Origin of the sequence: Pseudoalteromonas aliena SW19 (assembly GCF_014905615.1) — a bacterium.
Taxonomy (GTDB): Bacteria; Pseudomonadota; Gammaproteobacteria; order Enterobacterales; family Alteromonadaceae; genus Pseudoalteromonas; species Pseudoalteromonas aliena.
In genome coordinates this window covers 88,904-97,433 of record NZ_AQGU01000023.1, presented here as the reverse complement: position 1 = coordinate 97,433, position 8,530 = coordinate 88,904, and the positions used below count along the sequence as shown (strand labels likewise).

Below are 8,530 nucleotides of genomic sequence, written 5' to 3'. Positions count from 1 at the left end.
ATTATAGGGAGATCCGAAAACAGATCAACCCTTTTTTGAAGAAAACTTGAAATAATGTGCTGTTCGCATATATTTACATCGAAACGGTCATTTTAAACACTAAAAAGACCCTCGCGGGCCTTTAAACTAGTTTACTGTGAGCTTCCACCCAAGTTTACCTTGCTGTTTAGACTCTTGTTGTAGCTCGCTGGCCATTAATGGATGCTCTTTTAACCAGTTACTTTCAAACTTAAGGTCTAACACTTCATTTTTAGCACTTAACTCAAACCTAGGTAATACATCATCTTGTCTACGCATTGATAAAATAACTGCAATACGCAGTAACCTAACAATATACTGAGCCAATAGGCTATTTGAACCAAGTGAATTAAAGCAACCTTTTTGAAAATCAGAACGGTGCGCTCCTGCGACTGCCGCAATCAGCTTATGCTCTGATTGTGAGAAACCCGGCATATCAGTATTTTCTAAAATATAAGCCGTGTGTTTATGATACTGCTTATACTCTATTAGCAATCCGATCTCATGAAGCTGTGCGACTGCTTTTAACAGTGGTAGGCCATTTAAACTTTCAACTGGCCAATCTTTATTAATATTTGCAGCTAATTGAACAGCTAAGCTAGAAACTCGACATGCTTGCTTTTGATCGACATGATAACGGCTCATAAATCCATCGACAGTGCGTTTACGAATATCGTTATTATGGAATTCCGGAACCATGCTATATAAAACACCTTCACGGAGCGCGCCACCTGCGAGTCCCATTGTGTCTATTTCCAGAGATTCAAATAGTGCTATTAAGATAGCGAGTCCTGATACAAAGACCAGTCGGCGGTCTTCACTTAATCCAGGGAGATCCAACGCTGCAATAGTGCTAAATTCAATTGCTTGCTCTTTTATGCTATTAAGTTTTTTAAGTGTAAGCAAGTCATCAAGATTTTGAGCGACCATGATTTCTTGAATAGCTTGTACTGTACCTGAAGCTCCAGAGGCAATTTTCCAACCAGCTGCTTTATATTCTGAGGATATTTCATCAATAATAGTGCGTGCTGCTTTTATAGCTGCGTTAAAGTTGCTATTACTTAACTGACAATCTTTAAAGTAACGTTCAAGATAAGTAACGCAACCCATATTAAGGCTTTTGTAATGTAGGGCGTCAAAGGCTTTACCTATTACCACTTCAGTACTTGCACCACCAATATCAATAACAAGCTGTTTGCCTGTACAAGAAGATGTATGAGCAACACCTTTATAAATTGTTCTAGCTTCTAATTCGCCGCTGATCACATTAACTTTATGACCGAGGATTTTTTCAGCTTGAGTTTTGAATACATCAGCATTAGTCGCTAAGCGCAGAGTAGCCGTTGCCACAATAGTGATATTTTGATTTGGGATATCTTGTAAGCGCTCAGCAAAAAGAGTGAGACATTCCCACCCTCGTTGCATTGCTTCTGTACTTAATACGTTGTTTTTATCAAGCCCTGCGGCTAGTCTGACCTTGCGTTTTACACGGCCAATTGTTTGCAGACCGCCAGCAATTGATTTGGCAATAAGCATATGAAAGCTATTTGAACCCAAATCAATAACTGCGTACACATTTTTTTGCGGTTTAAGTTGCCCCACCGTTCAAAAACCTCTAGTTACTACTACTTATACAAACGGTCGCTTACGACCGTCCTTTTTGGTAACTATTATTTGGACGACGTCCGCTGTTGTTACTGCGGTTACGTGGACCTGTTGAATAGTTGCGCTTTCTTTGAATAATAGGCTGTGTTAAATCATCTAACAATGCTGTTTTATCGTAATGCGATAAAGGAATGCTGTGCTCTATATATTCTTCGATTTCATGAAGATTGTATGCATACTGCTCACACGCAAAACTAATTGCATGCCCAGATGCACCAGCGCGGCCAGTACGACCAATACGGTGTACGTAATCTTCGCAATCGTCAGGTAAATCAAAGTTAAATACATGGCTCACTTCTGGAATATGTAAACCACGTGCTGCAACGTCAGTTGCCACTAAAAAGTCTAATTCGCCTTTACTGAACTGCGCTAATATACTTTGACGTTTTTTCTGATTTACATCACCAGTTAACATACCAACACGATGGCCATCAGACTTTAACCACGCATATACTGTTTCACAGCTGTGCTTGGTATTTGCAAACACGATTGCTTTCTCTGGCCATTCTTCTTCAATTAAGGTTAACAACAACTTAATTTTATCTTCTTGCGAAGGATGAAATAGCTCTTCTTGAATACGTTTACCCGTTTTAACGTCAGGTTCAATTTGAACGTGCTCTGGGTTTGTCATATGCTCAAACGCTAGTTCTTGCACACGATATGAAAGCGTGGCAGAAAATAATAAGTTTAAACGCTTCGATGTATCTGGCATACGATCGAACATATAGCGAATATCTTTAATAAAGCCTAAATCGAACATACGATCAGCTTCGTCAAGCACGACTACCTCAATTTCATTAAGGGTGTAACAGCCTTGCTTATACAGATCAATTAGGCGACCTGTAGTACCAATTAAAATATCAACGCCTTTTTCTAGTTGTGCACGTTGTTTTTCGTAATCTTCGCCACCATATACTAAACCTAAGTTAAGATTACAGTGCGGCGCTAAAATTTTAGCATCTTTGTGTATCTGAATCGCAAGCTCCCGAGTCGGGGCCATGATCAGGGCTCTTGGATGTTTACTAGGTGCTTTGCTAGATTGTAATAACCGATGGCACGTGGCAGTTAAAAACGCCAACGTTTTGCCTGTACCAGTTTGAGCTTGGCCCGCGATATCGCGTCCATCACAAATAAAAGGTAGGCATTTTGCTTGAATAGGTGTGCAATATTCAAACCCATTCTCGGTTAAACCGGCAACCACTTCCGGTGCGATAGCAAAGTCTGAAAACTTTTTATCGGTTAAATGTGTCTTAGTCATAGCGTTTAAGCATAACGTTTAAACTTGCAATAAGAAACAAGAGTGTTTAAATACGCACTAAATATTTCGCCTAACTAAATCGGAGAGCGCAATGAGCGAGAAAATAATCCAAATTACTGACGATAGCTTTGAAGCTGACGTATTACAATCAGACAAACCAGTACTAGTAGATTTCTGGGCTGAATGGTGTGGACCTTGTAAAATGATCGCCCCTATTCTTCACGAAGTTGCTGATGAATACGACAGCCGTGTGACTGTTGCTAAATTGAACATTGACCAAAATGCGGGCACACCGCCAAAATTTGGTATTCGTGGCATCCCTACTTTGCTTCTTTTTAAAGATGGCCAAGTAGCTGCAACAAAAGTAGGTGCACTTTCAAAAACTCAACTTATCGAGTTTTTAGAAAACAACATCTAATTGTAAGCTAGAACTATAAAAAAGGGTTTTTTTACCCTTTTTTAAATTTATTTTGTATAAAGACTGGACGCTTTGCCAGTGAACTGCTAGTTTATAAAGCCAACTAATCCTTAGTTATATTCAACAAACCTCACTCAACTATCAAAGCGATTTTGAGTATGACAACTGTAATAAAGAACCCACCAATATGCATTTACGCGAATTAAAAGACAAGTCCATTAAAGAGCTTGTAGACTTAGCTGAGTCCATGGGGCTCGAAAACGTAGCCCGCTTAAGAAAGCAAGATATCATTTTTGCCATTCTTAAATCCCATGCCAAAGGCGGAGAAAATATCTTCGGCGGCGGTGTATTAGAGATTTTACAAGATGGTTTTGGTTTCTTAAGATCATCAGAAGCCTCTTACTTAGCTGGGCCAGATGACATTTATGTTTCACCTAGCCAAATTCGCCGTTTCAGCATGCGTACTGGCGATTCAATATCAGGTCTTATTCGTCCACCTAAAGACGGTGAACGTTACTTTGCTTTACTTAAAGTAAATGAAGTTAACTTTGATAAACCTGAAAACTCTCGAACTAAAATTCTTTTTGAAAACCTTACCCCACTACATGCAAACGAACGTTTTCGTATGGAACGTGGTAACGGCAGTAAAGAAGATATTACAGCCCGCGTACTTGATTTAGCCTCACCTATTGGCCGCGGCCAACGTGGTTTGTTAGTAGCACCGCCAAAAGCGGGTAAAACAATGCTATTACAAAATATTGCACAATCAATTACACACAACCACCCAGATGCAACATTAATGGTATTACTAATTGATGAGCGTCCGGAAGAAGTAACAGAAATGCAGCGCCTAGTTAAAGGTGAAGTTATTGCATCAACGTTTGATGAGCCAGCTTCTCGTCACGTACAAGTTGCCGAAATGGTTATCGAAAAGGCAAAACGTTTAGTTGAGCATAAAAAAGATGTTGTTATCTTATTAGATTCAATCACTCGTTTAGCACGTGCTTATAACACCGTTATTCCTTCATCTGGAAAAGTACTAACTGGTGGTGTTGATGCCAATGCATTACACAAACCTAAGCGTTTCTTTGGCGCAGCACGTAATGTTGAAGAAGGTGGTAGTTTAACAATTATTGCGACAGCACTTATTGATACTGGCTCTAAAATGGATGAAGTTATCTACGAAGAGTTTAAAGGTACTGGTAATATGGAATTACATCTTAACCGTAAAATTGCGGAAAGACGTGTATTTCCAGCTATTGACTTTAACCGCTCAGGTACTCGTCGTGAAGAGCTACTTACTAAACCAGATGAGCTACAGAAGCTTTGGATTTTACGTAAGATTGTTCATGATATGTCAGAAATCGATGCTATGGAATTCCTAATCGATAAATTATCGATGAGTAAGACTAACGATGAATTTTTTGATTCGATGAAGCGCCAATAAGCACTCAAATCTAAAAAAAGCGCCAATTGGCGCTTTTTTATTATCTAAGGTGTTTTATAAATACTTAACCTGATCTTAGGTTATACCAATTGCATTAAATTAGTGATCTATTATAGCGATACGGAAATAGCTCAATAACAAGGCTAAAATTATGATACATAGTTGTTCTATATAAATAATTTTTAACGTAGTTAGTGAGCTATTTAATACACTAGAATGATCATGTTTTTAATAAAATTGGTATTACTTATAAACTAACTTTCATTATATTTTTTAAGTACCGTTTGTAAGCTATACACCAGTTCTTCAACTTCCAATAAATTACGACTATTTGGCATTTTTAAAAGTGCTCTATCAAGATTTTTAGCAGCATGTGCTATTTCATCTAATCCAAACATTTGTGCCGCACCGAGTATTCGGTGGCTGTCTTTTTGAAGCGCATCTAAATCTTTATTTATGAAATGCTGTGTTATGGTTTCATTTTCTAAAGTAAAACTTTTTTTAAAGCTAACCACTAAATCACTCATATCAATATCAACTTGATCTTGTGTCTCTATCAACGCTAAATGCTGGGAAAGTGCTTTATAAAATAGTTTCTTGTCTACCGGTTTCGCTAAGTAGCCACTAAACCCTAATGCTAAATATTCATCCACCTCATGGCTCATCGCATTGGCAGTCAAGGCAAAAACGGGTCGTTGAAAGCCACATTTTTTTAATAACTGAAAAGCGGCACGCCCATCCATTACTGGCATTTGAATATCGAGCAATACAAGGTCTGGATCTTCTTGCAAACACTGTTCAACAGCTTGCTCTCCATTTTCTACTGCAATAACATCAAGCCCTAAAGAGCGTAAATAACGACTTATAAATCGACGGTTATCTGAGTGATCCTCAGCAAGTAAAACTCGACCATTTAATGCTTTATCTATAGTCAGTGGTTCTTGATTTTCAACAAAATTCGATTTTTTATCTGCTTTCACACAAGGTAGAAAGAAAGAAAACTGGCTGCCTTTTTTATATTCGCTTTGCACGCTAATATAACCCCCCATCATAGAAGCGAGTTGCTGTGACAAACTAAGTCCTAATCCTGTACCACCAAAACGACGGCTTATACTATTATCTGCTTGGCTGAAGCATTCAAATATGAACTTTAATTGTGATGAGCTCATACCTATCCCTGTATCTTTAACACTCAGTACTAACCCTTGCTCTGTTTTATTTAACGCGACAACTACCTGCCCAGAGTGAGTAAATTTAATTGCATTTGCACATAAATTAATAAGAATTTGTTTTACACGGGTTAAATCAAGCTTGGTATAAAATTCATCGCCTATTTGATTATCTAAAGTTAGGTGCAGATCTTTTGCTTTAGCTTGCATGCTAAACATAGCGTGCACATCACTAACTAATTGCACAATATCAAAACAAGAAATGTTTAACTCCAACCTGTTTGCTTCAATTTTACTCAAATCGAGCACATCATTAATTAAGCTTTTTAAATGATCGCTATGACGCTGTATTATTTTTAGTTCATCTTGAAGCTGCTCGGGCTCATAAAGCCCATTAATCAAATCATCAGTTTGACCTAGAATGGCCGTCAATGGCGTTCTAATTTCGTGGCTAATATTAGCCAAAAATTGACTTTTAACATCATTCGCCTCTCTTAACTCTTGAGCTACCGCTTTTAACTCTGAAGTCCGCTGTTCAACCTGATCAGCAAGATACTGCTTCGCACGTTTTTCTAAACCGCGTCGATACAAGGCAACACCGGTCACGACCACCAAAAATAATAAGACAAAAATGAACACTGTTAATTGCGAACGTTGGTTCATTTTTAATTCTTGTACTCTTCGGTCCTGTTTTAATTGTTTTATTTCTTGATTTAACTGAGTGGCTTTGAACTGCTTTTCCAATACAGCTAATGCTTTTACAATAGATTCACTTCTTAATTTTCGTTGCTCGCTAATAAACTTTTCATGTAAAGACATCGCTTTTAAATAATTGCCACTACTCGCTTCAAGTAAAGACTGAGTGCCATACGCATCCCTTATTATTCGCTCACTTGCGTATTCATTCGCTAATGAAATAGAGCGCTCTAAATTTATTTTTGCGTCTTCAGACATCCCTTTCACAAATTGTATTTTAGCTAAAGCATGTAACGCATTTAATTCTAAATTATGGTTATCTATTTTAAGCGCATACTCTTCGGCTAACTTAGCCTGTTCATATGCAACATCCACTTTATTAAGGATTAAGTTAACATTAGAAAGGTTAGTGTATTGAGTAGATAGCCGGTTATAATCTTGAATCGATATGTAATAACGAAGTGCTAATTGATAATAATGCAGCGCTAAATCTAGCTGATTACTCTCAAAATAAGCGACCCCCATATTATTATGTACCTGAGCAACTCCACTCTCATCACCTAACTTTCGATAAATTTTCAGCACATCTTGATAAATACTAAATGCATTACCATAACGAGATAACCGTATATAAACGCCTGCTATATTAAGTAAAAGATCAGTCCTGTCTTGCTCACTTCCTTCAATCTCATAAATTGCTTTTGCCTTTAAATAATACTCAAGCGTGAACACTAGCTGATTCATATTAAAATAAGCTAACCCTATATTATTTAGTAAATTAGCCTGCTCTAACCGTTGATTATTTTTTGTTGCGATAGCAAGTGTGCGAGTATATTCTATAATCGCTTTTTGAAAAAAACCTTGATAAAAAAGTGAGACACCTTGCATTTTAATAGCGCGAAAATGTTCATTAGGTAAAAATGATTCTGAAGTGTGGAGTTCTAATAATTTAAAATAGTTTAAAGCTTCATTATATTTATCAATAGATAGAGCTAAATCAGCAAGTCCGGCATACACCAAGGCTTGCTCTTGTGCTGAAATACTTCGGCTTTCAAGTAATGAATTACCTAATTGAAGTTTTACATCCCATTGCTGCTGCTGTTTAAATTCGTTAATCGATAAACTAATGCTTTGTGCGTAGCTTGATGCCATTAGCGTAAAACATACAATGAATAAGAGGCATTTAAGCTTGCCTTGCATAGTTTCAATCCTTCAAATTGTTACTTATAACAATGTAATATCCATCGAAGATACACTAATAACTAGGGCGTAAACAATGCTTAACCCACTGACAGACAAAATTTTTGACATAATATTAACAAAGAAGGTCTGGCAAGTTCATATTCTAGCATCAGAACTAATAAACTGCGGTGCAGTAAAATCATTGGATGAGAACCCTCAACGTGATTTATTTAAGCGTAACTTTTTAATCATGAATGCTTTATATCAGTTACAGGAGCAACTACTCCCACAAATTCTGTTAATCTCAACTTTACATATAGAACTCTTAGAAAAAAGTGTAACAAACCCAATTTCACACAGAACAAGTTTGAGAGACTACTATTTGGATTGGCAAAATTATGACACTTCAACACAAGAAGTTGATGCACTATTAAATGATTTTTGGGGACAATTTGAACGAGAATATACTAAACCAACTTTAACGCAAGAAGATTATCACGCACTTACAAGCAAGTGGCAATTACCAAACAACTACACATTAAAAGAGTTACAAAAATGCTGGAGACAACAGGCATTGAAACACCATCCCGATAAGCCCGATGGCTGCGCCATAAAGTTTAAGCAAATAAAAGAGGAATACGAGCAGCTAAAAAACACTGCCCGTTAATGTGCTATTT

The 8,530-nt window shown here is 37.3% G+C and carries 6 protein-coding genes; 3 read left to right on the top strand and 3 right to left on the bottom strand.

The features are described from left to right. Positions 1 to 126: 126 nt before the first annotated feature. Entirely contained in the window at positions 127 to 1,620 is a 1,494-nt protein-coding gene (gene gppA / locus PALI_RS05055) for a guanosine-5'-triphosphate,3'-diphosphate diphosphatase (protein WP_193155101.1), read from the bottom strand. A gap of 43 nt (positions 1,621 to 1,663) precedes the next feature. Then, positions 1,664 to 2,941 (bottom strand): ATP-dependent RNA helicase RhlB, encoded by a 1,278-nt coding sequence (gene rhlB / locus PALI_RS05050; RefSeq protein ID WP_077536631.1) that lies wholly within the window; start codon positions 2,939 to 2,941, stop codon positions 1,664 to 1,666. A gap of 91 nt (positions 2,942 to 3,032) precedes the next feature. On the opposite strand from rhlB, the gene trxA reads away from it, so the two are divergent. Beyond that, complete coding sequence (gene trxA, locus PALI_RS05045) at positions 3,033 to 3,359, top strand: thioredoxin TrxA (protein ID WP_002960942.1); 327 nt, start codon at positions 3,033 to 3,035, stop codon at positions 3,357 to 3,359. A gap of 187 nt (positions 3,360 to 3,546) precedes the next feature. Further along, a complete protein-coding gene (gene rho, locus PALI_RS05040; protein WP_011326839.1) occupies positions 3,547 to 4,806 on the top strand; it encodes a transcription termination factor Rho in 1,260 nt (419 codons plus the stop codon). Positions 4,807 to 5,060: 254 nt separating this feature from the next. Here rho and PALI_RS05035 read toward each other — a convergent pair whose 3' ends face one another. Further along, a complete protein-coding gene (locus PALI_RS05035; protein ID WP_193155100.1) occupies positions 5,061 to 7,871 on the bottom strand; it encodes an ATP-binding protein in 2,811 nt (936 codons plus the stop codon). Positions 7,872 to 7,947: 76 nt separating this feature from the next. On the opposite strand from PALI_RS05035, the gene PALI_RS05030 reads away from it, so the two are divergent. Next, positions 7,948 to 8,520, top strand: coding sequence for a DNA-J related domain-containing protein (locus PALI_RS05030; protein WP_193155099.1), 573 nt, complete (start codon positions 7,948 to 7,950; stop codon positions 8,518 to 8,520). The last annotated feature ends 10 nt before the right edge of the window (positions 8,521 to 8,530 follow it).

Excerpts from the sequence above, each read along its gene's own strand:
- trxA (WP_002960942.1), top strand. The coding sequence starts at position 3,033 with ATGAGCGAGAAAATAATCCAAATTACTGACGATAGCTTTGAAGCTGAC.
- PALI_RS05035 (WP_193155100.1), bottom strand. The coding sequence starts at position 7,871 with ATGCAAGGCAAGCTTAAATGCCTCTTATTCATTGTATGTTTTACGCTA.
- rhlB (WP_077536631.1), bottom strand. The coding sequence starts at position 2,941 with ATGACTAAGACACATTTAACCGATAAAAAGTTTTCAGACTTTGCTATC.
- rho (WP_011326839.1), top strand. The coding sequence starts at position 3,547 with ATGCATTTACGCGAATTAAAAGACAAGTCCATTAAAGAGCTTGTAGAC.
- PALI_RS05030 (WP_193155099.1), top strand. The coding sequence starts at position 7,948 with ATGCTTAACCCACTGACAGACAAAATTTTTGACATAATATTAACAAAG.